Origin of the sequence: Pseudomonas sp. SIMBA_067 (genome assembly GCF_046534675.1) — a bacterium.
Classification (GTDB): domain Bacteria; phylum Pseudomonadota; class Gammaproteobacteria; order Pseudomonadales; family Pseudomonadaceae; genus Aquipseudomonas; species Aquipseudomonas putida.
In genome coordinates this window covers 24,377-49,090 of sequence record NZ_JAWRYH010000017.1, presented here as the reverse complement: position 1 = coordinate 49,090, position 24,714 = coordinate 24,377, and the positions used below count along the sequence as shown (strand labels likewise).

General features: G+C 63.2%; 28 protein-coding genes and 1 tRNA gene. 18 read left to right on the top strand and 11 right to left on the bottom strand.

The window, feature by feature from the left end:
* The first annotated feature begins 121 nt into the window (after nucleotides 1-121).
* From SB765_RS26240 to SB765_RS26225, 4 genes are all read left to right on the top strand, one after another.
* Complete coding sequence (locus SB765_RS26240) at nucleotides 122-460, top strand: hypothetical protein (RefSeq protein WP_016484826.1); 339 nt, start codon at nucleotides 122-124, stop codon at nucleotides 458-460.
* Nucleotides 461-720: 260 nt separating this feature from the next.
* Nucleotides 721-1,209, top strand: a complete 489-nt coding sequence (locus SB765_RS26235) for a TIGR00645 family protein (RefSeq protein WP_016501546.1) — start codon at nucleotides 721-723, stop codon at nucleotides 1,207-1,209.
* Between the two features lie 128 nt (nucleotides 1,210-1,337).
* Nucleotides 1,338-1,643 (top strand): DUF6482 family protein, encoded by a 306-nt coding sequence (locus SB765_RS26230; protein WP_016501545.1) that lies wholly within the window; start codon nucleotides 1,338-1,340, stop codon nucleotides 1,641-1,643.
* Between the two features lie 85 nt (nucleotides 1,644-1,728).
* The gene (locus tag SB765_RS26225) at nucleotides 1,729-2,346 is read left to right on the top strand and encodes an FKBP-type peptidyl-prolyl cis-trans isomerase (RefSeq protein WP_132846719.1); all 618 of its coding nucleotides are present in this window, start codon (nucleotides 1,729-1,731) and stop codon (nucleotides 2,344-2,346) included.
* 137 nt (nucleotides 2,347-2,483) lie between these two features.
* Here SB765_RS26225 and SB765_RS26220 read toward each other — a convergent pair whose 3' ends face one another.
* From SB765_RS26220 to SB765_RS26210, 3 genes are all read right to left on the bottom strand, one after another.
* On the bottom strand, nucleotides 2,484-2,729 hold the full coding sequence (locus SB765_RS26220; protein ID WP_016484829.1) for a hypothetical protein: 246 nt from the start codon (nucleotides 2,727-2,729) through the stop codon (nucleotides 2,484-2,486).
* Between the two features lie 84 nt (nucleotides 2,730-2,813).
* Nucleotides 2,814-3,155, bottom strand: a complete 342-nt coding sequence (locus SB765_RS26215) for a zinc ribbon domain-containing protein YjdM (protein WP_019470643.1) — start codon at nucleotides 3,153-3,155, stop codon at nucleotides 2,814-2,816.
* Nucleotides 3,156-3,322: 167 nt separating this feature from the next.
* Nucleotides 3,323-4,291: a polyprenyl synthetase family protein gene (locus SB765_RS26210; protein WP_016501544.1), complete on the bottom strand. Its 969-nt coding sequence runs from the start codon at nucleotides 4,289-4,291 to the stop codon at nucleotides 3,323-3,325.
* A gap of 244 nt (nucleotides 4,292-4,535) precedes the next feature.
* Between SB765_RS26210 and rplU the strand changes: the two genes are divergently transcribed.
* From rplU to SB765_RS26185, 5 genes are all read left to right on the top strand, one after another.
* Nucleotides 4,536-4,850: a 50S ribosomal protein L21 gene (gene rplU / locus SB765_RS26205; RefSeq protein ID WP_003247466.1), complete on the top strand. Its 315-nt coding sequence runs from the start codon at nucleotides 4,536-4,538 to the stop codon at nucleotides 4,848-4,850.
* 38 nt (nucleotides 4,851-4,888) lie between these two features.
* Complete coding sequence (gene rpmA / locus SB765_RS26200; RefSeq protein WP_003247464.1) at nucleotides 4,889-5,146, top strand: 50S ribosomal protein L27; 258 nt, start codon at nucleotides 4,889-4,891, stop codon at nucleotides 5,144-5,146.
* Nucleotides 5,147-5,334: 188 nt separating this feature from the next.
* The gene (gene cgtA / locus SB765_RS26195; protein WP_016501543.1) at nucleotides 5,335-6,561 is read left to right on the top strand and encodes an Obg family GTPase CgtA; all 1,227 of its coding nucleotides are present in this window, start codon (nucleotides 5,335-5,337) and stop codon (nucleotides 6,559-6,561) included.
* 85 nt (nucleotides 6,562-6,646) lie between these two features.
* Complete coding sequence (gene proB, locus SB765_RS26190; RefSeq protein WP_410932155.1) at nucleotides 6,647-7,765, top strand: glutamate 5-kinase; 1,119 nt, start codon at nucleotides 6,647-6,649, stop codon at nucleotides 7,763-7,765.
* Entirely contained in the window at nucleotides 7,762-8,223 is a 462-nt protein-coding gene (locus SB765_RS26185; protein ID WP_016501541.1) for a CreA family protein, read from the top strand. Before proB ends, SB765_RS26185 begins: the two co-directional genes overlap by 4 nt.
* Nucleotides 8,224-8,341: 118 nt before the next feature.
* Here the strand turns inward: SB765_RS26185 and mksF are convergent, their stop codons facing one another.
* The 3 genes from mksF to mksB are packed head-to-tail and all read right to left on the bottom strand — an operon-like array spanning nucleotide 8,342 to nucleotide 13,156.
* On the bottom strand, nucleotides 8,342-11,173 hold the full coding sequence (gene mksF, locus SB765_RS26180) for an Mks condensin complex protein MksF (protein WP_341797523.1): 2,832 nt from the start codon (nucleotides 11,171-11,173) through the stop codon (nucleotides 8,342-8,344).
* Nucleotides 11,170-11,877, bottom strand: coding sequence for an Mks condensin complex protein MksE (gene mksE / locus SB765_RS26175; protein ID WP_410932154.1), 708 nt, complete (start codon nucleotides 11,875-11,877; stop codon nucleotides 11,170-11,172). Before mksE ends, mksF begins: the two co-directional genes overlap by 4 nt.
* Nucleotides 11,867-13,156 carry an Mks condensin complex protein MksB gene (mksB, locus tag SB765_RS26170; protein ID WP_341797524.1) on the bottom strand — a complete coding sequence of 430 codons (1,290 nt, stop codon included), beginning with the start codon at nucleotides 13,154-13,156 and terminating at the stop codon, nucleotides 11,867-11,869. Before mksB ends, mksE begins: the two co-directional genes overlap by 11 nt.
* Before the next feature lie 428 nt (nucleotides 13,157-13,584).
* On the opposite strand from mksB, the gene SB765_RS26165 reads away from it, so the two are divergent.
* From SB765_RS26165 to SB765_RS26155, 3 genes are all read left to right on the top strand, one after another.
* Nucleotides 13,585-14,370 (top strand): energy transducer TonB, encoded by a 786-nt coding sequence (locus SB765_RS26165; RefSeq protein ID WP_341797525.1) that lies wholly within the window; start codon nucleotides 13,585-13,587, stop codon nucleotides 14,368-14,370.
* Nucleotides 14,367-14,822, top strand: a complete 456-nt coding sequence (rimI, locus tag SB765_RS26160; RefSeq protein WP_341797526.1) for a ribosomal protein S18-alanine N-acetyltransferase — start codon at nucleotides 14,367-14,369, stop codon at nucleotides 14,820-14,822. The genes SB765_RS26165 and rimI overlap by 4 nt, the downstream gene beginning before the upstream one ends.
* A 65-nt stretch (nucleotides 14,823-14,887) precedes the next feature.
* Entirely contained in the window at nucleotides 14,888-15,463 is a 576-nt protein-coding gene (locus tag SB765_RS26155) for a D-Ala-D-Ala carboxypeptidase family metallohydrolase (RefSeq protein WP_341797527.1), read from the top strand.
* Here the strand turns inward: SB765_RS26155 and SB765_RS26150 are convergent.
* A complete protein-coding gene (locus tag SB765_RS26150; RefSeq protein ID WP_410932153.1) occupies nucleotides 15,403-16,320 on the bottom strand; it encodes a LysR substrate-binding domain-containing protein in 918 nt (305 codons plus the stop codon). The genes SB765_RS26155 and SB765_RS26150 overlap by 61 nt on opposite strands.
* Nucleotides 16,321-16,504: 184 nt before the next feature.
* Here SB765_RS26150 and SB765_RS26145 point away from each other — a divergent pair, with 184 nt between their 5' ends.
* Nucleotides 16,505-17,119 carry a LysE family translocator gene (locus SB765_RS26145; RefSeq protein WP_341797529.1) on the top strand — a complete coding sequence of 205 codons (615 nt, stop codon included), beginning with the start codon at nucleotides 16,505-16,507 and terminating at the stop codon, nucleotides 17,117-17,119.
* 106 nt (nucleotides 17,120-17,225) lie between these two features.
* Here the strand turns inward: SB765_RS26145 and SB765_RS26140 are convergent.
* Both SB765_RS26140 and SB765_RS26135 read right to left on the bottom strand, forming a co-directional pair.
* Nucleotides 17,226-17,302, bottom strand: a tRNA-Met gene (locus SB765_RS26140).
* A 95-nt stretch (nucleotides 17,303-17,397) separates the two neighbouring features.
* Nucleotides 17,398-18,324, bottom strand: a complete 927-nt coding sequence (locus tag SB765_RS26135; protein ID WP_410932188.1) for a FecR family protein — start codon at nucleotides 18,322-18,324, stop codon at nucleotides 17,398-17,400.
* A 191-nt stretch (nucleotides 18,325-18,515) separates the two neighbouring features.
* Here SB765_RS26135 and SB765_RS26130 point away from each other — a divergent pair, with 191 nt between their 5' ends.
* The 3 genes from SB765_RS26130 (at nucleotide 18,516) to SB765_RS26120 (ending at nucleotide 21,298) form a co-directional block, all read left to right on the top strand.
* A complete protein-coding gene (locus SB765_RS26130; protein WP_061202950.1) occupies nucleotides 18,516-19,730 on the top strand; it encodes an MFS transporter in 1,215 nt (404 codons plus the stop codon).
* 189 nt (nucleotides 19,731-19,919) lie between these two features.
* On the top strand, nucleotides 19,920-20,057 hold the full coding sequence (locus tag SB765_RS26125; RefSeq protein ID WP_341797531.1) for a hypothetical protein: 138 nt from the start codon (nucleotides 19,920-19,922) through the stop codon (nucleotides 20,055-20,057).
* Between the two features lie 83 nt (nucleotides 20,058-20,140).
* Nucleotides 20,141-21,298 (top strand): MFS transporter, encoded by a 1,158-nt coding sequence (locus SB765_RS26120; RefSeq protein ID WP_341797532.1) that lies wholly within the window; start codon nucleotides 20,141-20,143, stop codon nucleotides 21,296-21,298.
* An 8-nt stretch (nucleotides 21,299-21,306) separates the two neighbouring features.
* Here SB765_RS26120 and SB765_RS26115 read toward each other — a convergent pair whose 3' ends face one another.
* Together SB765_RS26115 and SB765_RS26110 are read right to left on the bottom strand one after the other, a co-directional pair.
* Complete coding sequence (locus tag SB765_RS26115) at nucleotides 21,307-22,263, bottom strand: FecR domain-containing protein (RefSeq protein WP_341797533.1); 957 nt, start codon at nucleotides 22,261-22,263, stop codon at nucleotides 21,307-21,309.
* Complete coding sequence (locus SB765_RS26110) at nucleotides 22,250-22,765, bottom strand: sigma-70 family RNA polymerase sigma factor (protein ID WP_059396029.1); 516 nt, start codon at nucleotides 22,763-22,765, stop codon at nucleotides 22,250-22,252. Before SB765_RS26110 ends, SB765_RS26115 begins: the two co-directional genes overlap by 14 nt.
* A gap of 171 nt (nucleotides 22,766-22,936) precedes the next feature.
* Between SB765_RS26110 and SB765_RS26105 the strand changes: the two genes are divergently transcribed.
* Nucleotides 22,937-23,563, top strand: a complete 627-nt coding sequence (locus tag SB765_RS26105) for a DNA-3-methyladenine glycosylase family protein (protein ID WP_341797534.1) — start codon at nucleotides 22,937-22,939, stop codon at nucleotides 23,561-23,563.
* Between the two features lie 88 nt (nucleotides 23,564-23,651).
* Complete coding sequence (gene ada, locus SB765_RS26100) at nucleotides 23,652-24,704, top strand: bifunctional DNA-binding transcriptional regulator/O6-methylguanine-DNA methyltransferase Ada (protein WP_341797535.1); 1,053 nt, start codon at nucleotides 23,652-23,654, stop codon at nucleotides 24,702-24,704.
* Nucleotides 24,705-24,714 lie beyond the last annotated feature (10 nt).

The window sequence follows — 24,714 nt, the reverse complement described above, 5'->3', positions numbered from 1 at the left end:
CGCCGGTTTTCCATCTTTTTGTGCTGTTATTCTATGCTGGAACTTAAGGACGGTATCAGCGTTCAGGATGGAAACAGCCTGGTGTTCAGGCTGAACAAGGCTTATTGGAGGGGACGCGGCCATGCGCAACCTCAGCCTCACACGCCAGTGCCTGGGCCTGGTGACCCGCATCGAATGCAGCATTCGCCCACTGGCCGGGGATAACGGCATGTGGACGCTGCTGTTCGCCGCCGGCATGGCCGGTGAGCAACCTTCCGCGATCAAGGCTCAAGGGCCGTTTCATGGGCCGTTGGTGGCCGAATCGGTGCTTAACGCCATTGTCGACAGCCTGACCTTGCATGGCTACCAGGTATCCGAAGACCCGCAGATCTGGTGCTTGCACCTGCAGGCCCAGTTGCGCCGGATCAATGGCGAGCGGTGCCGGAATCTGGGGGATTATCAGTTTCATCCTGAGACCTGATTGATGCCGGGGGCCGCTTTGCGGCCCATTCGCAGCACAAGGCTGCTCCTACAGGAGATCGCGGTCGCTTGTAGGGGCCGCTTTTCGGCCCATTCGCAGCACAAGGCTGCTCCTACAGGAAATCGCGGTCGGTTGTAGGAGCAGCCTTGTGCTGCGAATGGGCTGCAAAGCAGCCCCCACTCACCGGGCTTTTGCTGTAACAGGTGGCTGGCTATACTCGCTGTCGTTTTTTTAGTCACCTGACGAGTCCCAAACCCTCCATGGAACGTATTCTCGAAAACGCGATGTATGCCTCGCGCTGGCTGCTCGCCCCCATCTACTTCGGCCTGTCCCTCGGCCTGCTGGCCCTGGCGCTGAAATTCTTTCAGGAAGTGGTCCACGTCCTGCCCAACGTCTTTGCCTTGAGCGAAGCTGACCTGATCCTGGTGATCCTCTCGCTGATCGACATGTCGCTAGTGGGTGGCCTGCTGGTGATGGTGATGATCTCCGGCTACGAGAACTTCGTCTCGCAACTGGACATCGACGACAGCAAGGAAAAGCTCAACTGGCTGGGCAAGATGGACTCCTCGTCGCTGAAGATGAAGGTGGCTGCGTCGATCGTGGCGATTTCGTCCATTCACCTGCTGCGGGTGTTCATGGATGCGCAGAACATCTCCACCGACTACCTGATGTGGTACGTGATCATCCACATGACCTTTGTGGTTTCGGCGTTCTGCATGGGCTACCTGGACAAGCTGACCAAGCACTGAGCCCCGTTGTTGCCTGCACCGCCCGTCTGTTGCAAAACGGACGGGCGGTGTCGTTTCTGGCTTGTGCTTTCGGCCCGCCTGTACGAAAAATGAGCACTCATGCGTGGTTCTCATCGCGAGGTGCTTACATGAACCTGCATCAGCTCAATCTCGAGGCCAGGGCTGGCCATGTCGACGAAGTGAACCTGATCGCCATCGAAGGCGGCGATTACCTCATTGAAGCCCGGCTCAAAGGCCGCGCCCACCCGCTGTCTGACACCCGTGGCGAGCGTTTGCGCGTGCACTCGGTGGAGGATGCCCGCAAGTTGCTGCAAACCATCCCCATGGTCTCGATGAACCTGGTGCACTGGTCGGTGCAGGATGAAATGTGCGGCATGGGTTCGCACCCGGAAGAAGACCTCAAGGTGCCGATTTCCCAGCGTTCGGCCTGGTAGCTGCTCGCAGCTCATCAGTGTGCTAGGCTGCTCGCCCTTTTCATCAAGGGCGCGGCTGCACTGCGCCCTGCAGTGGAGCACGACAATGTCCGAACTCAATCTGTCTACCGACGAAACGCGCGTCAGCTACGGTATCGGCCGTCAGCTGGGCGGCCAGCTGCGCGACAACCCGCCACCAGGCGTAAGCCTGGAAGCCATCCTGGCCGGCCTGACCGACGCCTTCAACGGCGCCGACAGCCGCGTCAGCGAAGCCGACCTGTCGGCCAGCTTCAAAGTGATCCGCGACATCATGCAAGCCGAAGCGGCTGCCAAGGCTGAAGCAGCTGCTGGCGCTGGCAAGGAATTCCTGGCTGAAAACGCCAAGCGTGAAGGCATCACCACCCTGGCTTCGGGCCTGCAGTTCGAAGTACTGACCGCAGGTGAAGGCGCCAAGCCGACTCGCGAAGACAACGTGCGTACGCACTACCACGGCACCCTGATCGACGGCACCGTGTTCGACAGCTCCTACGAGCGTGGCCAGCCGGCTGAATTCCCGGTTGGTGGCGTGATTGCTGGCTGGACCGAAGCCCTGCAGCTGATGAATGCCGGCAGCAAATGGCGCCTGTACGTGCCGAGCGAGCTGGCCTACGGCGCCCAAGGCGTTGGCAGCATCCCGCCGCACAGCGTGCTGGTGTTCGACGTCGAGCTGCTCGACGTTCTGTAATACCGCTTGGGGCCGCGTTGCGGCCCATTCGCGGCACAAGGCCGCTCCTGCAGGGGTACGCATGTCCATGGGAAAATGCGTACCCCTGCAGGAGCGGCCTTGTGCCGCGAACGAGGGCGAAGCCCTCGCCAGATCTGTCAGTTCCAGTCTGTTCCCATCGGGCGCAATGCCCGCGCATAGCAGAACAGAAACAGATTGCGCACCAGCTCCTTGAGCACCCCCGGTTCACTCGAATTCAGCCCGCTCATGTCCAGGTCGCCTTGGTCACGCAGTTCGTCCAGCGCTTCTTCTTCGAGCACCGCGCACACTTCGCCGGTTTCGCGATGAAGAATGCGCAGGTAGGGGTGAGGGCGGTCAAGCCAGGCGTCAATCAGATAAGTCATGGCTATTCTCCTTGGATATCAGTCCCAATGAGAATAATTCTTATTATCAGAATAGCAAGCGCCTATTGGCCTTTTTTTCTGTAATCAGACTTTGCGAACGAACTCGGACTTCAGTTTCATGGCGCCGATGCCATCGATCTTGCAGTCGATATCGTGGTCGCCGTCGCACAGGCGGATGTTCTTGACCTTTGTGCCGACCTTCACCACCAGGGACGAACCCTTGACCTTGAGGTCCTTGATCACGGTGACAGTGTCGCCATCCTGCAGGACGTTGCCGACCGAGTCTTTCTTCACCGCCTCGTCGCTGGCCGCTTCGGCGTCGCCACTGGCAGACCACTCGTGGGCGCATTCAGGGCAGATCAGCTGAGTGCCATCCTCATAGGTGTACTCGGAATTGCATTTTGGGCAGGGTGGCAGAGTGCTCACTTCGGTTCCTCAAACAAACAGACGGGCGGTTAAAAACCCACATTGTAAAAGGTATTTTTCCAGAAGTGATTATGTCCGGACAAAAAGCATCGCGGGCAAGTCCGCTCCTCCAGGTGACGCAATCCTGTAGGAGCGGGCTTGCCCGCGAATGAAGACGACTCGGTCTGTCAGTGAGTACGCGCGACCGCAAACTCGCTCAGCTCGACCAGGGCATCCCGGTATTCACTGGCCGGCAGCACTTCGAGGCATGCAATGGCGCGCTTCACATAGTCGCGCGCCAGCTCTGCTGTGTACTTAAGCGCGCCCGACGCTTCGACCGCCACGCGGATCTGTTCCAGATCCTCAAGGCCACCTTTCTGGATCGCCTGGCGTACCAGCGCAGCCTGCTCGGCAGTGCCTTCGCGCATGGTGTAGATCAGCGGCAGGGTAGGCTTGCCCTCGGCCAGGTCGTCACCGACGTTCTTGCCCAGGGTTTGCGAGTCGCCCTTGTAGTCCAGCAGGTCGTCGACCAGCTGGAAGGCCACGCCCAAGTGGTCACCGAAGGTGCGCAAGGCTTCGCGCTGCTCGTCGGTGGCTTCGGCCAGCGCGGCGGCGCTGTGGGTCGAGGCTTCGAACAGCATCGCGGTCTTGCCGCGGATGACCTCCATGTAGATTTCCTCGGTGGTGCTGGCATCGCGTACCCGCGACAACTGCAGCACTTCACCTTCGGCAATCACACGGGTGGCCTTGGACAGGATCTGCATGACCGGCATCGAACCCAGTTCGACCATCATTTCGAACGAGCGCGAATAAAGGAAGTCGCCCACCAGCACGCTCGGCGCGTTGCCCCACAGGGCGTTGGCGGTGGAGCGGCCGCGGCGCATGCCGGACATGTCGACCACGTCGTCGTGCAGCAGGGTGGCGGTGTGCAGGAATTCGATGGTGGCAGCCAGCAGGCGCAGGTCGTCGCCTTCGCGGCCCAGGGCCTTGCCACACAGCAGTACCAGCAGGGGACGCAGGCGCTTGCCACCGGCCGACGTGATATAGTCGCCGATCTTCGATACCAGCGGCACGCGCGAGGTCAGCTGCTTCTTGATGATCTCGTCGACGGCGCTGAAATCATCAGCCACCGCGCGGTAGAAGGTTTGGGGTTGCATCGGCTGCTCCAGTGAGGTTGCGCGGCATGCTAGGTCGCGGGTACCGGTGTGTCAAGGCGCGGTGCCAGCGGGCCGGGGGCGGCACTTGCAAGCAAAACCAGGGTTGCGTACAATCGCGCACCCTAACTTCCTGGGCAGCACCTGCCTTACGCAATTGCGCCGGGCCGTTCCAGCCTTGTGCAGCCATGCCAGCCAATACTCATCATATAAAGCGCTGGGTGAGCAGGATTATCGGAGAAATACCATGTCTTACGCAGTAATCGTTACCGGCGGCAAGCAGTACAAAGTCGCTGAAGGTGAATTCCTCAAGATCGAAAAACTGGAAGTCGCCACTGGCGAATCCGTGACTTTCGATCGCGTTCTGCTGGTCGCCAACGGTGAAGAAGTCACCATCGGTGCTCCAGTTGTTGCTGGCGCTAAAGTAGTGGCCGAAGTCGTTTCGCAAGGCCGCCACGACAAGGTTCGCATCATCAAGTTCCGTCGTCGTAAGCACCACATGAAGCGTATGGGCCACCGCCAGTGGTTCACCGAGATCAAAATCACCGGCATCCAGGCTTAATCCCCTAGATCCCCTGAATTTATTTGGAGAATTGAACCATGGCTCACAAGAAGGCTGGTGGTAGTACTCGTAACGGTCGCGACTCAGAATCTAAACGCCTTGGCGTGAAGATGTATGGCGGCCAGGTTATCAAGCCAGGCAACATCATCGTCCGTCAGCGCGGCACTGAATTCCACGCTGGCTACGGCGTTGGCATGGGCAAGGACCACACCTTGTTCGCCAAGATCGAAGGCGTGATCAAGTTCGAGAAGAAAGGCGAGTTCATGCGCCGTTACGTGAGCATCGTCGCCGCTTAATCGCGACGTCGCTCCAGAAGCCCCGTCATGCGACGGGGCTTTTTCGTTTGTGGTGAGCCTCTTGCAAAGCTGTTTGTCTGGGTTGCCGGCGTTGGTTTCTACGGTCGTACGGGGCCGCCGCGCTCATTTTTGCAAGAGCCTCATGTTTTTGATTCATTCAACTCGTCTACCGACGAGAGGCGGTTTTAATGAAGTTTGTTGACGAAGTATCGATTCGGGTCAAGGCCGGTGACGGCGGCAACGGTTGCATGAGCTTCCGTCGCGAGAAGTTCATCGAGAACGGTGGCCCTAACGGCGGTGACGGCGGTGACGGCGGCTCGGTGTACATGGTCGCCGACGAAAACCTGAACACCCTGGTCGACTACCGCTACACCCGTCACCACGAAGCCCAGCGCGGCTCCAATGGCGGCAGCACCGACTGCACCGGCAAGAAGGGTGAAGACCTGTTCCTGCGCGTGCCGGTCGGTACCACCGTGATTGACGCTTCCACCCAGGAAGTGATCGGTGACCTGGTCACCCCTGGCCAGAAGCTGATGGTCGCCCAAGGCGGCTGGCACGGCCTGGGCAACACCCGTTTCAAGTCCAGCACCAACCGTGCACCGCGCCAGACCACGCCAGGCAAGCCGGGTGACCAGCGCGACCTGAAGATGGAAATGAAGGTGTTGGCTGACGTTGGCCTGCTGGGCCTGCCCAACGCCGGCAAGAGTACCTTCATCCGCTCGGTCTCGGCCGCCAAGCCGAAAGTGGCCGACTACCCGTTCACCACCCTGGTGCCAAACCTGGGCGTGGTCAGCGTCGACCGCTGGAAGAGCTTCGTCATCGCCGACATCCCCGGCCTGATCGAAGGTGCTTCCGACGGTGCCGGCCTGGGTATCCGCTTCCTCAAGCACCTGGCGCGCACCCGCGTGCTGCTGCACCTGGTGGACATTGCGCCGCTGGACGAAAGCAGCCCGGCCGATGCTGCCGAAGTGATCGTCAACGAGCTGACCCGCTTCAGCCCGTCGCTGGCCGAGCGTGAGCGTTGGCTGGTACTGAACAAGTCGGACATGGTCATGGACGACGAGCGCGATGAGCGTGTTCAGGAGGTGATCGATCGCCTGGAGTGGGAAGGCCCGGTCTACGTGATCTCGGCGATCTCCAAGCAGGGTACCGACAAGCTCAGCCACGACCTGATGCGCTACCTCGAAGACCGCGCCGACCGCCTGGCCAACGACCCGGCCTACGCCGCCGAGCTGGCCGACCTCGACCAGCGCATTGAAGACGAAGCCCGTGCCCAGCTGCAGGCCCTGGACGACGCGCGTACCCTGCGCCGTACTGGCGTCAAGAGCGTGCACGACATCGGTGACGATGACGCTTGGGACGATGATTTCGAGGACGACGAAGACGGTCCGGAAATCATTTACGTGCGCGACTGACCGGTTGCAGTACACTAAACGCCGCTCTCTGGAGCGGCGTTTTTGTATCCACGGTATCTACAGATTCGACATAGGTTGGAAGAAGATGCGAAGCAAGGTGACGGGCGCCAAGCGCTGGGTCGTGAAGATTGGCAGTGCTCTGCTGACCGCCGATGGCAAGGGCCTCGACCGCGGTGCCATGGCCGTTTGGGTCGAGCAGATGGTCGCGCTGCGTGAGGCAGGCGTGGAGTTGGTACTGGTCTCCTCCGGGGCCGTGGCTGCCGGCATGAGCCAGCTGGGTTGGACTACGCGACCGAGCGCGATGAACGAGCTGCAGGCCGCTGCCGCGCTCGGCCAGATGCGCCTGGTGCAGGCCTGGGAGTCGAGCTTCGGCGAACACGGCAAGCACACCGCGCAAATCCTGCTGACCCATGACGACCTGTCCGACCGCAAGCGTTACCTGAACGCCCGCAGCACCCTGCGCACCTTGGTCGACCTGGGCGTGGTGCCGGTGATCAACGAAAACGACACCGTGGTCACCGACGAAATCCGCTTCGGCGACAACGACACCCTGGCAGCGCTGGTGGCCAACCTGGTCGAGGCCGACCTGCTGGTGATCCTCACCGACCGCGATGGCATGTTCGACGCCGACCCGCGCAACAACCCCGAAGCCCAGCTGATCTACGAAGCCCGTGCCGACGACCCGACGCTGGATGCCGTGGCCGGTGGTACCGGTGGTGCCCTGGGCCGTGGCGGCATGCAGACTAAACTGCGCGCCGCGCGCCTGGCCGCCCGTTCCGGTGCCCACACCATCATCATCGGTGGCCGCATCGAGCGCGTGCTGGACCGCCTCAAGGCGGGCGAGCGCCTGGGTACCTTGCTTTCGCCCGAGCGCGGCATGCTCGCTGCGCGCAAGCAGTGGCTGGCTGGCCACCTGCAGACCCGTGGCACCCTGGTGCTGGATGCCGGCGCCGTGCAGGCGCTGCGCCAGGCCAACAAGAGCCTGTTGCCGGTTGGCGTGAAGACCGTGCAGGGCAGCTTCCGCCGTGGCGAGATGGTGGTGTGCGTTGGCCCGGACGGTGTTGAAGTGGCCCGTGGGTTGGCCAACTACAGCGCCCTGGAGGCGCAGAAGATCATCGGTCAGTCGTCCGATGGTATCGAGTCGATCCTTGGCTATAGCGCTGAGCCCGAGCTGGTACACCGTGACAATCTGGTGCTGGTATGAGCCTGTTCAAGCGAGTGATTACCGTAGTGGCGCTGGCGCTGCCAATGCTGGCCGGGGCCGAGGAAGTCGGCCAGGTGTCCACTGTCTTCAAGTTCCTGGGGCCGAACGACCGCATCGTGGTCGAAGCGTTTGACGACCCCAAGGTGGAGGGCGTGACCTGCTACCTGTCGCGGGCCAAGACTGGCGGCATGAAGGGTGGCCTGGGGCTGGCGGAGGACCGTGCGGAGGCGTCGATTGCCTGCCGTCAGGTCGGGCCGATCAACTTCAAGGGTGAGTTGAAAGACGGCGAGGAAGTGTTCAAGGAACGCACCTCGCTGGTGTTCAAGACCATGCAGGTGGTGCGCTTCCTGGACAAGAAGCGCAATACGCTGGTGTACCTGGTGTACAGCGACCGCATGATCGAAGGCAGCCCGCAGAACGCGGTGACCGCGATTCCGATCTTGCCTTGGGCGCATTGATAGCCTGGTAGATTGCCGGGAGGCCTTCGGCCTCCATTCGCGGCACAAGGCCGCTCCTACAGGGATATGCGTCCCCTTGTGCCGCGAATGGGCCGCAACGCGGCCCCATACACAAATGTCAGGCCAGTTCCTCGGCCTTATCCTCGCGCACAACCGCCTTCACCTCATCCAGCCGGCTGATGAACTTCCAGTCCGCCTCGTCGATGTAGATGCCGTTCGGGCCGCTGCCGCCTTCCAGGTCGATCGCCACGTGCGCGGATACCTGGGGCTTCACACTCGCCAGAATCGGTACGAAGCCCAGCTGCAAACTGGTCTCCAGCAGTGCGGCCTGGTTGCGTTCGTCGATGTCCGCTGCTTCGTCCAGGTAGTACGGCAGGCGAATGCGCCCGGCCAGGTCGCGGTCCATCAGGTGCAGCAACAAGTACATGTTGGTCAGCGCCTTGATGGTCATGGTGGTGCCGTTGGACGCAGCGCCGTCGATGTCGGCGTGGATGATCGGCTGGCCGTTGACCTTGGTGATCTCGAACGCCAGCTCGAACAGGTCTTTCAAGCCCAGCTGGTTGTGGTTGGCTGCCACAAGGCGTGCCAGGTATTCCTTGGCCTCTTCGTTCTTGTTGTCCTGCTCGGCGCTTTGGGTCAGGTCGAACACCGACAAGGTTTCGCCTTCTTCGTACTGGCCGGCACTGTGGATGATCTGGTCGATGTGCTTGAGCGCTTCCTTGTTCGGCGCCAGCACCACGCGGAAGCTCTCCAGGTTGGAAACCTGGCGCTTGTTGATCTCGCGGTTGAACAGCGCCAGCTGGTGCTCGAGGCTGTCGTAGTCACTGCGGATGTTGCGCAGGGTCCGGGCGATGTCGGTGACCGCGGCGCGGCGTGCCTTGGCGAGGGTCAGGGCTTCTTCGGTACGGTGCGCATAGGCGTTCACCAGCAGCTGCAGACGGCGCTCCATGTCGTCTTCGCTGTCGAATTTGGCCACGCCTTTCAGGCGCACCTGGGCATACAGCGCCTCGATCTGGTTGTCTACCCGTTGCAGGCCTTGCCAGCTGTCCTGGTAATCGTTGAGCAGGGGCAGCAGGTTGTCCATCGAGTCGTCGATGGCTTCCATGAACGGGGTGCCGTAAGGCAGGTCGGCCGGCAGCAGCTGGCGACGGCGCAGGGCGTCTTCCAGGGTGCGCTGCTTGGACTCGAGGTCGCCGATCTGGCGGCCGACCAGCTGCAGCTTGGCCGACAGCTGCTGGACGCGCTCGGTGAAGGCATCACTGGAGCGCTTGAGTTCGTCCTGGGCGGCTTCCAGTTGCGACAGCTGTTCCAGCTTCTCGGGCTCTTCGGCTGCCAGGGTTTCGCTGCGGCGGAAGTCTTCCAGCGCCTTCTGCGCGTCCAGCACTTGCTGGTACAGGGTTTCGGTCTGCGCCTTCGAGGCGGTGCGGTCGGCGGTTACAGCCTGCTGGGTCTTGAGCTGTTTCAGCTCCTTTTCCAGGCGCTCTTTCTGGTCGCGCAGGGCGGCGCGGTCGGCCAGGGCCTGCAGCGCCGGTGGGTCGATGTGGGTGAGGTCGATGGACAGGCCCGGGGCTTCGAAACGCTCGCCCTTGAAACCGTCCAACACCGCTTCCAGCGATTTTACCCAGAGGGCGCTGTCGTCCAGCTCGATGCCACGGTCGCCCAGCGGCAGGCTGAACAGTGCACCGTTGAACAGGCGCATCAGGCGGTCGACGTCCTGCTGCGAGAACTCCTCGCGCAGGCGGGCGTAGCTGTTGTTGTCAGCGTGGTCCAGTTGCTGCTTGACCTGCTTCAGGCGTTTTTCCAGGTCGCGTACGCGCTCGTCCAGGTCTTCGGCACTGAACTGGCGCGACTGCGCCAAGGCGCCGGCCAGTTCGTCGTGGGCGTCCTTGGCCGCCAGCAGCTGCTGCTCCAGTACCTTGACGTCATCGACCAGGGCAAAGCGGTGCTTGAGCACCGACAGCTCGCCCAGCCAGCGCTGGATGCCGGTGATTTCACGCTCCAGGCGCATCAGCTCCTGGGTGCCGCCGCGCTGGTCGTTCTGCAGGCGGTCCTGCTCGCCACGGTAGTGCTCGGACTGGATGACCAGCTCTTCCTTGCGCGCCATGGCGTATTCCTGCCAGGTGCCCAGCAGGGTGTCGAGCACTGGCGAAATGCGGTGCAGCTTGCCACGCAGGATGTCGCGCTGGGCTACACCACCGGCCAGGGCCTCGACCAGCGGGCCGGCGGCGACCAGGGCGTTGTAGTCCTGCTCCATGCGGCGCACGTCGCGGAAGGCTTCCTCGCACGCGGCGATGTAGTCGACGCTGCCCGAACGCAGGCTGTGCTCGAAGGCGTCAAGGAACAGTTGCTTGAGCTTGGCCGCAGTGATTTCGCGCATGTGCAGCAGGTTGATGAACAGCGCGCGGAAGGTTTTCAGGCTTTGCTCGCTGGTGGAGCGCAGCGGGATCATGGTCAGGTCCAGCGGCACCGAGGTGTGGCCGCCAACCAGCAGGCGGCGCAGTTCGTCCGGCTTCAGCTCGTAGGCTTTGATGCCCAGCCGCTCCAGGTTGGTGAACAGCTCTTTCTGGCGCAGGCAGGTGTCGTTCTTCTGGTAATGGGCCAGGTCCAATTCGCCTTTGTAGGCGAAGAACTGGTGACCGAAACCGCCGCCCGGGCCGCGGCCGACCACGCCGATCACGTGCGGGCCGTGGGGCAGGCTCAGCTCACAGAGAATGTACGAGGTGTCGCTGGCGAAGTAGAAGCGGCGCGACTGCTCGAGGCTGTACTTGCCGAAACTCATGTCTGACATGCGTGCCAGGATCGGGAACTGCAGGGCGTTGATCGACGCCGACTTACCCAGGTTGTTGGCACCGTAGACCGACAGCGGGTGTTCCAGCGGGAACAGGCCAAGGCTGTAGCCGGCGGTGTTGAGCAATGCAAAGCGGCGGATGCCGTAGCGTTCCTGGCTCATGCGTCAATCTCCTGTTGCTCTTCGCGGATGGCCTGGGCCAGGGCGTCCTCTTCGCTTTCCTCGCCCTCGAAGGGCGTGAGGTCGAGCGGATCGTCGGTGCGGTTGAGTTCTTCGGGGCTTTCTTCCTCGACCAGCACCGGGGTCGGCAGCGGCAGCACGCTATGCAGGGTGGCGGCCAGGTCGCGGTCCTGCTGCACCGAAAGGCACACATCGAGGAAGCGGTGCATCGGCGGCAGGAAGCGGTAGATGCCGCCTTCTTCATGGGCGAAGCCAAGTTGGGTCATGCGGCGCAGGATTTTTTCTTCCAGCTCGTCCACGGTTTGCACTTCGGCCTGCAGGAACAGGTCGCGGTACTTGTCCAGCAGCGAGGGGAGTTCGTCGCGGCCGATGCTGCCGCCGTCCAGCACGGCCATCGGGTCACGGCCCTGGTCGGCCAGGTGCTCGACCAGGATGAAGGTGAACAGCGACAGGCGCTGCGCGGTCTTGTTGACCTGCGCGGCGGTCATGTCCGGCACGAAGTAATAGAAACCGCGGGTGTCGCACACCAGCTCGAAGCCCAGGGCCTTGAACAGAGTGCGGTACTGGTCCTGGAAGTTTGACAGCTGCGCGTACAACTCGGGATCGCGGCGGCTGACGTGGAAGCCTTTGAACAGCTCGCGGAAGATCGGCGCGAGCTGGGACAGTTCGGAAAGATCAAGATGCATGGGCTGGGCTCGCGTTGGGTTCGGTAGTCGCGCTGGTGGCGTCTTCGCGGCTGGAGGTCAGGGCGTACGAGCGCAGGCTGACCAGGTGTTCCTGGGTGGTGTATTCGCGGCGGTCGAGGCGTTCGCGCTTGAAGCGCTTTTCCCGCGACAGGCGTGAGAACCAGTACAGCAGTTCGTCGGTGGCGCCTTCGGGTTCCTGCTCCAGCAGCCAGACCATCAGGTCGGGCAGCGGCAGGGCCTGTTCGCAGCGTTCGGCCATTTCCTTGACCGTGCGCGGTGCACGGGGCAGGGCGCCGGACTGGGTCTTGTGGGCCTTGGGGAAGCGCGCCGGCTTGGGCTCGAAGCGCGCCAGGGCGTACACATAGGCTTCGACCTGGCTGGCACTGCCGAGGAAGGTGCTCTGCGGGCGGGTGAACATCGGCATGGCCGCCTGCGGCACGGCGTCGATGCCCTTGCGCCGGATCACCGACAGGGCCAGCGCGGCGCCACGGGTCACGGCGTTGTGACGGCGGGCTTCTTCGCGCAGCGGCAGCAGCAGTTCACGGGCGTGGCGCAGGGTCAGCTGGGCGCTGGTCTGCATTTCCAGGATACGTGCGTGGGTGCGCAGCAGCATGTCGTCGTCGACCAGGTGGCCCAGGCGCGCCTGTTCGCCCAGCAGCTTCAGCAGCACGGTCTCGACCTTGCGCACGCCTTGTTCGAAGGCGCCGTCGGCGTTCACCAGCTGGATCATCGGCTCGACGTATTCGTCCCAGGTGGCCAGTACTTCGGCATAACGCTGGCGCAGCGGGATCTGGCGGTTGCTGGTCTTGGCCCGCTCGGCCACGGCGACCAGTGCCTGTTCGTCGTTATCGAGCTTTTTCAGCACATCGCGCACGCGCATGTCGAGCAGGCGCAGCTGGCGCGCCAGGTCGTCGCTGTCGCGGTTGTCGAAGGCGTCCTGGATATGGCCGGCGAGGCGTTCGAGGTGGCGCAGGTAGGCTTCGATCTCCAGGCACAGGCCCAGGCGGTGTTCGCGGCGCAGGTACGCAAGAAAGTCGTGGATCTGCGCGTTGAGCTCGAAGCGGTTCGGGCTCTTGGCCACCGGGACCAGGATGTCCAGGCGGATCCATACGTCGAGTAGCTGGGTGATGTCCTGCGGGGTGCTTTCGAGCTGCTGGCGGCCCACATGCTGGCGCAACTCGACCAGGCTCAGGGTGCCCTGGTCGAAACGCTCGCACAGCGGCTCGATCAGGGCCCAGTGTTCGGCTAGGGCGCGCAGGACGCGCTTGGGTTCGATCATTGGCTTCGACTCGTTGCCAAGAAAAAGGGGGCGATTGTACTGCATCCGGGGGGGAGGTTTTCACCCCTTGGTCTGTAATGAGAGATAACCTTATGGCCAGTAGGTGTATGGCGTTGTTTTTGGGGTGGTTTTGAAATCGAGCGCCGCCCGCGCGGCGCTTCGCAGCACAAGGCTGCTCCTACATCTGTTTCAGGCCAGTGACGCCTGTACCCATGCGCGCGACCGCCTGGTTTGTTCGACACGATGTCCAGGTGAACACCAGGGGGCGCGCGCCTTTGTCTCAGGAATAACTGGCCCGAAACAGATGTAGGAGCAGCCTTGTGCTGCGAAGCGCCGCGCGGGCGGCGCTCGGTCTGATAGGCGCTGCAAAAACCACGGCGTACACGTTAGAATGCCCAACTGTCTTGAGCCCCCCGGATACCCGCCCCTTGCTGACCGAACCCCGTCGCCGCGCCTACCTTTCCGCCATGCAAGTGGTGCACTGGCTGCCGCGCGCCGAACTGCCGTTCGCCGCACCGTCGCGCCCCGAGCTGCTATTGCCGGTGGTGCCGGTCGAGGACATCGATTTCGAGGTCAGGCCGGCACCGGCTGCAAACGAAACGCCCGCCAGCCCCCAGGCCCGCTCCGGTGAGCGGCCGAAAATCGAGATCCCGCGCCCGGGTAGCGTGCCCAAGCCTGCCGCCAAGCCCGTCGAGGCCGAAGAGCAGCCCGCACCGCCACGGCCGGCCCCGGTGCCGCCACCGCGCTTCTCGCTGCAGTTGCTGCGCGCTGGCAGCTGCCTGCTGCTGGTAGAACTGGCCACCGGCCAGCCGTTCCAGAGTCGCGACCCGTCCTACCTGCTGCTAAAGGACATGCTGCGCGCCGCCGGCCTGCCTGACGCCCCGCAGATCATCGGCGAACCGGTGCGCTGGCCGTTGCTGGTACGCGGCAACATGGACCAGGGCCCCGAAGCCGCGCGCGACTTCGTCCAGGGCTTTGTCCAGGCGCGCCTGGAAGACGCCCCGAGTACCTGCCTGTGGCTGATCGGCTTGCCGGCACTGCGCTTTGCCGCCAATGCTGATGCCGAGGCCTATTACCAAACCCTTGAGCTGGACGGCCTGGGCGATGCCTGGGCGCTGCCGGGCCTTGAATTGTTGATGGACGAGCCGCAGCGCAAGGCGGACGTCTGGAAAGCCATGCGCCAGCTGATGGCGCGCTGGAAGAGCGTTGAATGAGTGAATCGATCAGTTTTCGCCCGATGACCGAGGCGGATCTGGATGCCGTACTTAAGATCGAATATGCCGCGTTCAGTCACCCCTGGACCCGCGGGATCTTTCAGGATGCGCTCAAGTCGTACGAAGTCTGGCTGATGTTCGATGGCCAGCAGCAGGTTGGCCATGGGGTGATCAACGTGATCATCGACGAGGCGCACCTGCTCAATATCACCGTCAAACCGGAAAACCAGGGGCGCGGCCTGGGCCTGCGCCTGCTGGAGCACCTGATGGCCCGGGCTTACCAGCTCAATGGCCGCGAATGCTTCCTGGAAGTACGCGCCAGCAACCAGTCGGCCTATCGTTTGTACGAGCGCTACGGTTTCAACGAAATCGGCCGCCGTCGCGACTATTATCCGATTGCCGGGGGCCGTGAAGATGCCCTGGTGATGGCCTGCACGCTGCTTGAAGACTGACCTCGCACAGTCGGCGCCATCCACCGCGTAGCTTTCTTTGTTCTCTATGCAGGGATGGATAAAGAATGAAAAAACTGCTTCTGGCGGCAGGCCTGCTGATAGCGGGTACTGCCCACGCCGACCAACGCGACCTGTGGATGTTCGCCCAGTGGGCCGGCGACCATCAAACCCGTCCCTTCCGTGAAATGCTGGTGGATGCCCGTCTTTACGGTGTGGTGCCTATCCACCAACTGCTGCGTTCGGCCTCGGACTGGAAGCTGTGCCACGCGTCTCCCTTCGCCGTGCCGCCTGTGAGCAACTGGCCGGCTGTACGCTCGACCCTCTCGCTGATCAAGGTGCTCGACGGCCAAGGCATCCTGCGTCAGTTCGAGGTGGTTTCGGCCTATCGCGACCCTCGTCTGAATGCGTGCGCAGGCGGTGCTGCCGACAGTGCCCATACCCGCGCCTTCGCCGTCGATATTCTGTTGCCGGCCTGGGCTGACCCTAACCCGCTGTGCCGTTTCTGGCAGCAGCATGGCCAGGCGTGGAGCATGGGCCTGGGGCGCTACCCGTCGGGGCGCATCCATCTGGATACCGCGGGCTATCGCACCTGGGGCGGCGATGGCAGCGCGGGGTCGTCGTTCTGCGTCAAACCCAGGTGAGCCAGGCAGCGCTGGCACTCGCCCATTACCCACTCTGCGAAGCGCTGGCGCTTGCCGCTGTCGTCCAGGGGCTGTGGGCTAAGCAGGTGATAAGCCGAGCCATCGCGCACAAAACCGAACGGTGCCTGCAGCTGCCCGCTGTCGAGTTCGTCGCGCACCATCAGGGCTGAGGCCATGGCCAGGCCCAGGCCGGCGCTGGCGGCCTGGATCGTCAGGTAGAAGTGTTCGTAGTCGCTGCGTTCGTTGTGCCGCGCCTGCTGGCCGCTGAGGCGCAGCCAGGTGGGCCAGGCAGCGGCGCGGGTGGTGCTGTGCAGCAGGCGTTGGCCGTCGAGCTGGGTGGGGGAGGTGGGGTGGCACACCGGGCCGATCCATTCGTCGCAGATTTTTTGATTGAACAGCTGGTTGTCCCAGTGGAAGTCGTCGCGGCGGATGGCCAGGTCGACACCGCTGCGGGCGAAGTCCAGCGGCCCGCCGGCGGCCACCAGGTGCAACTGCAGGTCGGGGTGGTCAGCATGGAAGCGGGGCAGGCGCGGGATCAGCCAGCGCATGGCGATGGTCGGCTCGCAGGACAGCACCAGCACATTGTCGCGGGCCTGTTGTTGCAAGCGCTGCACGGCGCCTTCGAGCTGTTCGAAAATCGCCTGGGTGGTGCCTTGCAGGGCACGGCCGGCGGAGGTGAGGAAAATGGACCGGTTACGGCGCTCGAACAGTGCCACGCCAAGGCTTTCTTCAAGCAGGCGTATTTGGCGGCTGACCGCGCCGTGGGTGACGTGCATGTGCTCGGCGGCGCGCACGAAGCTCTCGGTCTGGGCGGCGATGTCGAAGTAGCGGAAGGCGTTGAGCGGCGGCAGTTTCATGGCATCCCTTTTTGCCTGTGCCGGCCTCTTCGCGGGTTCACCCGCGAAGAGGCCGGTACAGGGTCTAAATATCTGTGAGTAAAACTATCAGATATGCCTCACTATAAATCGATTTTTCCTGGTTCATAAGCCCTCGATAATCCCCAAGTCTGTGCATTTTCATCGCCTATCGAGAGCCATCAGCATGACCGAAATTATCGCCGTCGCCCTGTTCACCTTGCTCGCCGTCATCAGCCCTGGCGCCGATTTCGCCATGGTCACCCGCAGCAGTTATGCACAAGGCCGCAAGGCCGGGCTGGCCGCCGCGATCGGCATCGCGTTGGGGGTGCAGGTGCACGTGCTGTACACGGTGCTGGGCATTGCCGTGATCATCAGCCAGAGCCCGGCGCTGTTCCTGGTCATGAAAGTGCTCGGTGCGGGTTACCTGATCTACCTGGGCTACAAGTCGCTGACCAACACTCAGCGCATCCACCTCGAGGGCGGCAGTCAACCCGCTGCCAGCGTGCTGAACGCCCTGCGCACGGGCTTTCTGACCAATGCCCTGAACCCCAAGACCATGTTGTTCGTTATCAGCGCTTTCACCCAGGTGGTGCAGCCGGGCAGCCCGCTGGCGCTGGATTTCGCCTACGGCGCGTTCATGTCCTTTGCCCATTGGCTGTGGTTCAGCCTGGTTGCAGTGTTTTTCTCCAGTACTGCGTTGCGCAAGGCGATGATCGACCGGCAAGTGCTGGTGGACCGCGTCATCGGGCTGGCGCTGATCGGCCTTGGGCTGGCAGTGGCGGTGACGGGGATTCGTTGAGGGGCGATTGCATGTTAGGGGTAGCTGCTTGCTCAAATTGAAAGCGTGCAGCTTTTTCGCAGGCAAAGAAAAAGGGCTTACCTTGCGGTAAGCCCTTCGTCTTGTTTGGTGGCTACACAGGGACTTGAACCCCGGACCCCAGCATTATGAATGCTATGCTCTAACCAACTGAGCTATGTAGCCGATGGCGCGCATTATTCTCTTGAACGGACCCTCTGTCAACACTCATTTCAAAAAAAATTTGCACGCTTTCAAAAACTTAGCGGCCGGGCTTGGTTTCAGTGCACCACAAGCCAGTGCCCGAGCACGCCCTGAAGCTGCAGATGCTGGGCCGCCGCCAGGGATTGCAGGCTTTCGCGAGGGTGGTCAAGGTTGAAATCACCGCTCACGCGCCGATGGGCCATTTGTTCATCCACCATCCACACGCGCTGCCCTTGGTAGCTGGCCAGGCGCTCCAGCACCTGGCCCAATGGCATGTCGGTGGCTTTCAGACGGCCGTTGCGCCAGCTGTCTGAGGTTTTCAGGTCAGCCTTCTGCACCGGGTCGATGCGTGTGTCATTGAAGGTGACCCGCTCGCCCGCAGAGACCATGCGCTGTTCACCCCCCTGGGTGACCATGGCCTTGCCACTGAGTACGACAAGTTCATCATGACCGGCATGGCGGGCTACCTGCAGGCGGGTGCCGAACACCTGGATGCGTGCGTTGCCCACGTCCACTTCCATGGCCCGGCCGTCGAGCACGACTTCCAGGTACACCTGGCCCTGCACCAAATGCAGTTGGCGGGTGCGGCCGCGCAGGTCGATGTTCATTGCGCTGGCGCTGTCCAGGTTCAGGGTCGTGCCATCCGCCAGGCGTGTGCTACGCCGCTCGCCCACGTCGGTGTGCAGCTCGCTGGCCAGGCGCTGCAGCAGCGGCCAGTACAGGTAGGCTGCGGCGCCCAACCCGACCAGGAACACCAGCGCCAGCCATTTACCCAGGTGGCTGCGGCGTACCGTGACGTGCCGTGGGCGAGGGCGGGCGGGTGGTGGCTGCAGTTGTTGCCAGAACGTTTCCAGCTCGGCGTAGGCCTGGGCGTTTTCGGGTGCCTGGCACCAGGCTGCGAATGCCTGGCGCTGGGTTTCGTCGCAACCGGGCTGGCGCAACAGCGAAAACCATTCCAGCGCTTCCTGCTGTGGGTCGGGCTGCTGCAGCTGCTTGGCGGGCATCGGGCTCATGGGTTCAGTCTGCTCACGATAGGGGCCGTTTCGCCCAACGATGACAGGGGTATGGGCCGAGGATGCTAATTATATTGAGAACCATTTTCAAGTACGTTGCGACGGAGGGATAAAAAAGGTAGCTATGTATCTATTTGTTTCCCGATAATCGGATCCCAAACTGAGGACGGAGATTCAGGCACATGGCCACCAGTAGCGCCTCCACGGCATCCACCAGCGCAGCGGCGAGCCAAGCGACGCCGCTGGTAATGCGCATCATCGGCTTCTGCGCCCTGGCGCACTTGATCAACGACCTGATCCAGTCGGTGCTGCCGGCGATCTACCCGATGCTCAAGGCCAATTACGACCTGAGCTTCGCCCAGATCGGCCTGATCACCCTGACGTTCCAGATCACCGCTTCGCTGCTGCAACCCTGGGTCGGCTTTTTTACTGACCGCCGGCCAGCGCCGAACCTGTTGCCGATGGGCACCCTGTGCACGCTGGTGGGGATCGTGATGCTGGCCTTCGTCGGCAGCTTCCCGATGATTCTGCTGGCTTCGGCGCTGGTGGGCATCGGCTCGTCGACGTTCCACCCGGAAACCTCGCGTATAGCGCGCCTGGCCTCTGGCGGGCGCTTCGGCCTGGCCCAGTCGACCTTCCAGGTGGGCGGCAACACCGGCTCCGCACTGGGCCCACTGCTGGCGGCGGCCATCGTCATTCCGTTCGGCCAGACCCACGTGGCCTGGTTCGGCCTGGCCGCGTTGTTCTTCCTCGGTGTAACCCTGATGCTGCGCGGCTGGTACAAGGAACACCTCAACCAGGCCAAGGCGCGCAAGGCGGTGCAGGCCACCCATGGCATTTCACGGAATCGGGTGATCGCGGCGCTGATCGTGCTGGGCCTGCTGGTGTTCTCCAAGTACTTCTACATGGCCAGCTTCACCAGCTACTTCACCTTCTACCTGATCGAGAAGTTCGATGTGTCGGTGGCCAGCTCGCAGTTGCACCTGTTCCTGTTCCTGGGTGCAGTGGCGGCGGGCACGTTCTTTGGCGGCCCGATCGGGGACCGCATCGGGCGCAAGGCCGTGATCTGGTTCTCGATCCTGGGGGTGACGCCGTTCACCCTGGCGCTGCCGTATGCCGACCTGTTCTGGACCACCGTGCTGAGCGTGGTGATCGGCTTTATCCTGGCCTCGGCGTTTTCCGCGATCGTGGTGTATGCGCAGGAACTGGTGCCGGGTAGCGTGGGCATGATCGCCGGCATCTTCTTCGGGCTGATGTTCGGCTTTGGCGGCATTGGCGCGGCGCTGCTGGGGTATGTGGCGGACCTGCGCGGTATCGAGTATGTGTACGGGCTGTGCTCGTTCCTGCCGTTGTTCGGGTTATTGGCGGTGTTCTTGCCGTCTACAGGTAAACGCTGAAATCGCTGGGGGCTGCTTTGCAGCTCATTCGCAGCACAAGGCTGCTCCTACAGGCAGCACGCGCTCGTTGTAGGAGCAGCCTTGTGCTGCGAATGGGCCTCGTAGAGGCCCCAGGGCGGTTGACTACCCTCCTTCAGGTGGCTAGAGTGCCGCCTCTTTTTACCCACCACCTGCGTAGTAGCCAAAGCAATGCGCCGTAACCCGTCCCTCCCACATGCCCGCCAGCCTGCCCTCCAGGCCTTGCGTCGTGCCTGGCCGAGAGACACGGTGCTCAAGCGTCGCCGCAGCGTGCTGTTCGCCTTCACCTTCTCGCCACACCTCGCCTGAACTGATCTGCGCTTTTGCGTCGCTCGCCCCCCCGGCGAGCGCGCCTGTGTCTGCACGTCTTTCTGGTTTGCAAGGAGTGGTACATGAACATGCGTTTGCTGGCGGGCCTGTTGTTCGCCGTTTCCGTCGTGGGTTTCAGCCTGGGGGCCAGCCTGCCGCTGGTGTCGTTGCGCCTGCATGAGGCCGGCGCCAGTACCCTGGAGATCGGCATCATCTCGGCCATCCCCGCTGCGGGCATGATGCTCTCGGCGTTTCTGGTCGACGCCTGCTGCCGCCACCTCACCCGGCGCACCATCTACCTGCTGAGTTTCAGCCTGTGCACCGTCAGCATCGCCCTCCTCGAATCGGCCTTCGGCTCGCTGTGGTTGCTGGCCCTGCTGCGCCTGGGCCTGGGGCTGGGCATGGGTATCGCGATCATCCTCGGCGAGTCGTGGGTCAACGAGCTGTGCCCTGAGCACAATCGCGGCAAGATCATGGCCCTTTATGCCACCAGCTTTACCGGCTTCCAGGTGCTGGGCCCGGCCATGCTCGCGGTGCTGGGCGCCAACAGCCCGTGGATCACCGGAGTGGTCACCGTCTGCTATGGCCTGGCGTTGCTGTGCATCGTGCTGACCGTTCCCAATGACCATGTCGAACATGAAGAGGGCGACAAGAGCTTCGGCCTGGCCGGCTTCTTCCGCGTGGCACCGGCGTTGTGCGTGGCGGTGCTGTTCTTCTCGTTCTTCGATGCCGTGGTGCTGTCGCTGTTGCCGGTGTACGCCACCAGCCATGGCTTTGCCGTGGGCGTGGCGGCGCTGATGGTGACGGTGGTGTTTGCCGGCGACATGCTGTTCCAGCTGCCGTTGGGTTGGCTGGCCGACCGAGTGGAGCGCACCGGGCTGCACCTGGTGTGCGGGTTGATGGCGATGTCGATTGGCATCGGCCTGCCGTGGCTGCTGAACATGACCTGGCTGCTGTGGCCGCTGCTGGTGGTGCTGGGCGCGGTTGCGGGGGGCATTTATACCCTGGCGCTGGTGCTGATCGGGCAACGTTTCAAAGGCCAGGATCTGGTCACTGCCAATGCCAGTGTGGGGTTGTTGTGGGGCGTTGGTAGCCTGATCGGCCCGCTGGTGAGTGGTGCGGCGATGGATGTGGCCCCGCACGGCCTGCCTATGGCGCTGGCGCTGATGGCCGGGTTGTTCGTGTGTTTTGCCCGGCAATCGTACCGACGCGCGGGCCGGATGCGCGCCGTGGCGGAGTGAAGTGCTTTTCAGGCTGCGCCAATGCTTACCCAGTAGCGCGTTTTGTAGTCGACACGCACCGGCAGGCTGCGGGTGAGCAACTGCAGGATCTGAGCGGTATCGGCCAACTGATAGGTGCCTGACACCTTCAAGTTCGCCACCTCAGGGGCGCAGCGCAACAGGCCCGGGCGGTAGCGGGCGAGCTCTGCGACAAACTCGCCCAGTGGCATCTGCTGCACGCTGAGCACGCCGTCGGTCCAGCCCCAAGGGTCGCTGTGCAGCGCCACCGCGTGGACACTGCCATTGGCCCCAACCTGTACCGTTTCGCCCGAATGCACCTGACGCGGTGAGGCCGACGTGGGAAACAGCGTAACTTCACCACGTCGCACTGCCAGCAGCAGGCCTTGGTTGTTTTCACGCAGCAGCAACTGGCCGTTGAGGGTGGTCAGCGGGCCGATGCGGGTGTCGATGTAGAACGGGCGGGTATCGTTGGGGTTGCTGTCCAGGCTGACCTCGCCACGTACCAGTTCCAACTGGCGTTGCTCGGCGCTGTAATGCAGGTCGATGGCGCTGGCAGTGTTTAGCAATATGTGGCTGCCATCGCTGACTTGCCACTGGCGCCGTTCACCCGTGGCGGTGCTGCTGTCGGCCAGCAGTTGCGGCAGGCCCAGAGGTTCGCGCGTGGCCCAACCCAGGCTGCCACCCACGGCCAGCAGGGCCAGTAGCTTGAGGTGGTCACGCCGGCTGCTGCGCTGGCGCTGGCTGCCGTCCAGGGTGCGCCGGCTCAGGTCCTTGGGCAGCCCGGCCAGTTCGTCGCCGAGTTGACTGACCCGTTGCCAGGCCAGCGGGTTGTGCGGGTGGCTGGCCAGCCAGTGCTGGAATTGCTGCTCGGTACGTGGGCTGGGGCGGTCGAAGCGCAGCTTCACCAGCCAGTCGATGGCCTGGTCGACCTGCGACTGCGCTGGCGCGGGCTCATGCATCGGCATAACGTAACCGGTAGCAGACGCCCAAGGCTTTGGCCAGGTCGCGCTCGACGGTGGCCCGCGACACTTCCAGCTGCTGAGCGATCTGCACGATGCTCAAGCCGTCCAGTTGAGCCAGCAGAAACGCCTGGCGAACACGCGGCTTGAGCTGGTGCAGGGCACGGTCGAGGCGGCCCAGGGCATCGAGAATGACCAGGCGGTGCTCTTCGCTGGGTACCTCGGCTTCGGGCAGGTGGGCCAGGCTTTGCTGGTAGGCGTGCTCCAGTGCGCGACGGCGGAACTGGTCGATCATCAGGCCACGGGCGATGCTGCTGAGATAAGCGCGTGGCTCTTTCAGCGGTGAAACCTGGCGGGCCCGCAGCAGCCGCACGAAGGTATCCTGGGCCAGGTCGGCGGCATGCTCGCTGCAACCTACCCGGTTGCGCAACCAGCCGCGAAGCCAGCTATGGTGGGCCTGGTAGAGCAGAGCGACCTCGGTCGGCTTGAGCGTGTCGTTGATCTGCATCGTAGCGAAGGCCCGGCCCTGTGAACTGTGCGATTGTGAATAGTTCTCAATTCTATGCGGGGAAAGCGGCGCAGGGCAATGGTATGCCAGGAATTCGCCGCGCAAGAACCGGCGTTTACCCGATGAACGGCTGAGCTAAGCTGGGCCTGCGTTCAACCTGTTGGAGGCGTCATGATCCTGGCCGACCTTTCGCCCGAGGCCTACTGCGAGGCCACTGAATACCTGGCAGCACTCGACTCGGACTGGTCGCGGCACATTGCTGCAATCGGGCCTTGCCTGCACCAGGCCACGCCCGGGCGTGAGCCCTACGAGGCATTGGTGCGGGCCATCGCCTACCAGCAACTGCATGCCCGTGCTGCCGAAGCAATCCTTGGCCGGTTGCTGGCGTTGTTCCCGGAGGTTGCGTTCCCGACGCCACAGCAGTTGCTGTCGGTCAGCCCGCAAACCTTGCGCGCCTGTGGGTTCTCGGCAAGCAAGATGGCCACGGTGCAAGGCATTGCCCAAGCACGGCTGGAAGGCCTGGTGCCGACGCGGGAAGAGGCATTGGCCATGGCCGACGAGGCACTGATCGAACGCCTGGTGGCCTTGCGTGGGGTAGGGCGATGGACGGTGGAGATGCTGCTGATCTATAGCCTGGAGCGTTCGGACATTCTGCCGGTGGACGATTTTGGCGTGCGCGAGGGGTACCGACGGCTGAAGGGGCTGGACAAGGCGCCGACACCTGCGCAGATGCGCTCGCTGGGCGGCGGCTGGCGGCCGTTTCGAACCGTGGCGGCCTGGTACCTGTGGCGGGCCTGAGGTTTTTGCATCGCCTGAACGGGCCCCCTTCGCGGGCATGCCCGCGAAGGGGGCCCGTTCAGGCGACAACTTATCTGGATGCTAACCCATGAATCTCTACACCACCCCCGACCAACGCTGGCAAGCCGTGGAGTCCCGTGACTCCACCGCCACGGGCCACTTCGTCTACGCCGTACGCACCACCGGCGTCTACTGCCACCCCGGCTGCAAATCACGCATGGCCAAGCGCACCAATGTCGAGTTCTACGACACCCCTGCTGGTGCCGAAGCTGCGGGCTACCGTGCCTGCAAGCGCTGTATCAGCAAGGCCAGCACCACCCGCCGCAGCCAACTGGTCACCCGCGCCTGCCGCCTGATCGAAACCAGCGACCCCGCCCCCAGCCTCGACCAGCTCGGTGCGCAACTCGCCGTCAGCCCCTTCCACCTGCACCGCCTGTTCAAGGCCGAAACCGGCGTTACCCCCAAGGCCTATGCCACCGCCTTCCGTGCCCGGCGCCTGCGTGAGCACCTGGAAGACGGGCAGCGTTCAGTCACCGACGCCATCTACGATGCCGGCTTCAACTCCAACAGCCGCTTCTACGAAAGCGCCGATCAGCGCCTGGGCATGCGCCCCCGCCAGTACCGCGCCGGTGGCGCAGGGGCCACCATCCACTTCGCCCTCGGCCAGTGTTCGCTGGGGGCGATCCTGGTGGCCCAGAGCGAGAAGGGCATTTGCGCGATTTTGCTGGGCGACGACCCTGAAGGCCTTCTGCACGACCTGCAGGACCAGTTCCCCAAGGCCCGCCTGATTGGTGGCGATAGCGCCTACGAACAGTTGGTCGCCGAAGTGGTGGGCTTTGTCGAAGCCCCGGCGTTGGGCCTCGCGCTGCCGCTGGATGTGCAAGGTACGGCGTTTCAGGAGCGGGTGTGGCAGGCGTTGCGCGAGGTGCCGGCCGGCAGCCGGGTCAGCTACACCGATATTGCCGAGCGTATCGGTGCGCCCAAAGCGGTACGCGCGGTGGCCAAGGCCTGCGCGGCCAACCACATCGCGGTGGCCATCCCCTGCCATCGGGTGGTGCGCCGGGACGGCGACATCAGTGGCTACCGTTGGGGTGTCGAGCGCAAACAGCAACTCCTCAAGCGAGAGACGGCACTCTCCTGATTGCCTGAAG

Excerpts from the sequence above, each read along its gene's own strand:
- SB765_RS26240 (WP_016484826.1), top strand. The coding sequence starts at position 122 with ATGCGCAACCTCAGCCTCACACGCCAGTGCCTGGGCCTGGTGACCCGC.
- SB765_RS26235 (WP_016501546.1), top strand. The coding sequence starts at position 721 with ATGGAACGTATTCTCGAAAACGCGATGTATGCCTCGCGCTGGCTGCTC.
- SB765_RS26230 (WP_016501545.1), top strand. The coding sequence starts at position 1,338 with ATGAACCTGCATCAGCTCAATCTCGAGGCCAGGGCTGGCCATGTCGAC.
- SB765_RS26225 (WP_132846719.1), top strand. The coding sequence starts at position 1,729 with ATGTCCGAACTCAATCTGTCTACCGACGAAACGCGCGTCAGCTACGGT.
- SB765_RS26220 (WP_016484829.1), bottom strand. The coding sequence starts at position 2,729 with ATGACTTATCTGATTGACGCCTGGCTTGACCGCCCTCACCCCTACCTG.
- SB765_RS26210 (WP_016501544.1), bottom strand. The coding sequence starts at position 4,291 with ATGCAACCCCAAACCTTCTACCGCGCGGTGGCTGATGATTTCAGCGCC.
- rplU (WP_003247466.1), top strand. The coding sequence starts at position 4,536 with ATGTCTTACGCAGTAATCGTTACCGGCGGCAAGCAGTACAAAGTCGCT.
- rpmA (WP_003247464.1), top strand. The coding sequence starts at position 4,889 with ATGGCTCACAAGAAGGCTGGTGGTAGTACTCGTAACGGTCGCGACTCA.
- cgtA (WP_016501543.1), top strand. The coding sequence starts at position 5,335 with ATGAAGTTTGTTGACGAAGTATCGATTCGGGTCAAGGCCGGTGACGGC.
- proB (WP_410932155.1), top strand. The coding sequence starts at position 6,647 with ATGCGAAGCAAGGTGACGGGCGCCAAGCGCTGGGTCGTGAAGATTGGC.
- SB765_RS26185 (WP_016501541.1), top strand. The coding sequence starts at position 7,762 with ATGAGCCTGTTCAAGCGAGTGATTACCGTAGTGGCGCTGGCGCTGCCA.
- mksF (WP_341797523.1), bottom strand. The coding sequence starts at position 11,173 with ATGAGCCAGGAACGCTACGGCATCCGCCGCTTTGCATTGCTCAACACC.
- mksE (WP_410932154.1), bottom strand. The coding sequence starts at position 11,877 with ATGCATCTTGATCTTTCCGAACTGTCCCAGCTCGCGCCGATCTTCCGC.
- mksB (WP_341797524.1), bottom strand. The coding sequence starts at position 13,156 with ATGATCGAACCCAAGCGCGTCCTGCGCGCCCTAGCCGAACACTGGGCC.
- rimI (WP_341797526.1), top strand. The coding sequence starts at position 14,367 with ATGAGTGAATCGATCAGTTTTCGCCCGATGACCGAGGCGGATCTGGAT.
- SB765_RS26155 (WP_341797527.1), top strand. The coding sequence starts at position 14,888 with ATGAAAAAACTGCTTCTGGCGGCAGGCCTGCTGATAGCGGGTACTGCC.
- SB765_RS26150 (WP_410932153.1), bottom strand. The coding sequence starts at position 16,320 with ATGAAACTGCCGCCGCTCAACGCCTTCCGCTACTTCGACATCGCCGCC.
- SB765_RS26145 (WP_341797529.1), top strand. The coding sequence starts at position 16,505 with ATGACCGAAATTATCGCCGTCGCCCTGTTCACCTTGCTCGCCGTCATC.
- SB765_RS26135 (WP_410932188.1), bottom strand. The coding sequence starts at position 18,324 with ATGCCCGCCAAGCAGCTGCAGCAGCCCGACCCACAGCAGGAAGCGCTG.
- SB765_RS26130 (WP_061202950.1), top strand. The coding sequence starts at position 18,516 with ATGGCCACCAGTAGCGCCTCCACGGCATCCACCAGCGCAGCGGCGAGC.
- SB765_RS26125 (WP_341797531.1), top strand. The coding sequence starts at position 19,920 with ATGCGCCGTAACCCGTCCCTCCCACATGCCCGCCAGCCTGCCCTCCAG.
- SB765_RS26120 (WP_341797532.1), top strand. The coding sequence starts at position 20,141 with ATGAACATGCGTTTGCTGGCGGGCCTGTTGTTCGCCGTTTCCGTCGTG.
- SB765_RS26115 (WP_341797533.1), bottom strand. The coding sequence starts at position 22,263 with ATGCCGATGCATGAGCCCGCGCCAGCGCAGTCGCAGGTCGACCAGGCC.
- SB765_RS26110 (WP_059396029.1), bottom strand. The coding sequence starts at position 22,765 with ATGCAGATCAACGACACGCTCAAGCCGACCGAGGTCGCTCTGCTCTAC.
- SB765_RS26105 (WP_341797534.1), top strand. The coding sequence starts at position 22,937 with ATGATCCTGGCCGACCTTTCGCCCGAGGCCTACTGCGAGGCCACTGAA.
- ada (WP_341797535.1), top strand. The coding sequence starts at position 23,652 with ATGAATCTCTACACCACCCCCGACCAACGCTGGCAAGCCGTGGAGTCC.